At 83.7% G+C, this 1,231-nt stretch carries 1 pseudogene; it reads left to right on the top strand.

Annotated features, from left to right (window positions below):
- Positions 1-432: 432 nt before the first annotated feature.
- Positions 433-1,231: pseudogene (locus tag V6U81_RS29040) on the top strand (hypothetical protein); the annotation flags it as partial.

The raw sequence follows: 1,231 nt of genomic DNA, 5'->3' as shown, positions 1-1,231 counted from the left end.
ACCGACCCCGGGCGGCGCGGTGGGCCGACCGGCCCGGCCTCGGCCGCGCGCCCGGCCGGTGGCGTGCCAGCACAGGGCGGCTTCCCGCCGGGCCCGCGCCCGTCCGCCGGTGCCGGCGCGGCCGGCTTCCCGGATCACGGACGACGTGGTCCTTCTCAGGATCGGGCCGCGCAGGACGGGTTCCCCTCCGACGCCGGGCGGCGTCCACCCGCCCAGGCTGACGTCCCGCCGGGGCAGCGTCCGCCGGCCCGGGGCGCCGCCGTCCGCCGGGGCGCCTTCCCGCCGGATCCCGGCCAGCCCACACCGGTCAGCGGCGCGCCGCTGCCGGGCCCGTCGACGCCGGTGAGCGGCGTCCCCCGCTCCGAGCCCGGGGCCGCCGACCCACGGACCGCTCGCGGGCGGCGCCCTGCCGCCGCTCCGGACACCGGGGAGGTGCCGGGCGACCGACGTCCGGGCGGTCCCGCCGCACCGGAACGCCGCACCGGCCGCCGCCGCGCGGCCGAGCCGGACGAGGCCGCGGTGCCGCTGACGGGCAACGCCCCGCCCGTGCCGGGCCCCGGCCCGGCGTCGAACACTCCCGCCGCGGGGACCGGAGCGGTCCCGGCGATCGGGCCGACCGGCACCGGCCGGCGTCGACCGCAGCCCGGCCCGGACGCCGAGGAACCGACCGGTCGTCGGGCTGCCCGGCCCGGCCCGGACGCCGACGAGCCGACTGGTCGTCGGGCCGTCCGGCCCGGCCCGGACGCCGACGAGCCGACTGGTCGTCGGGCTGCCCGGCCCGGCTCGGACGCCGACGAGCCGACTGGTCGTCGGGCTGTCCGGCCCGGCCCCGACGCCGAGGAGTCGACCGGTCGTCGGGCCGCCCGGCCCGGACCGGGTGGTGCGCCCCGTGGTGACCGGCCGGAACGACCGGCGGACTGGCTGCGGCAGGCCGGGCGTACCTCGCACACCGACCCCGGCCTGCCGGTGGTCGAGCGCGCGTCCGGCTCCGCCGCGCCTTCCGCCCCGGAGGGGGTGGGCCGCCGTACCGCCTCCACCGCGGGTGCCGCCGCTCCCGCCGGACGCGCCCGCCCCGGTGGGGAGGCGCCCCGTCCGGGCGCGGAAGCGGCCCCGCCCCGCCCCGGCCAGTCCGGTCCCGCGCGGGGCGCCGCCCGACCCGGCCAGCCCGCCACGTCCGGACCGTCCGGTCCGGCCGTGGGAGCGGCCGGCGACGGCCCCCAGCCCGTCCGTG

The sequence above is a fragment of the Micromonospora lacuserhaii genome, from assembly GCF_036902735.1.
In the GTDB taxonomy this organism is placed as follows: Bacteria; Actinomycetota; Actinomycetes; order Mycobacteriales; family Micromonosporaceae; genus Micromonospora.
Note: the sequence above shows the minus strand (reverse complement) of the source record. Positions and strands in the feature narration are given on the sequence as shown.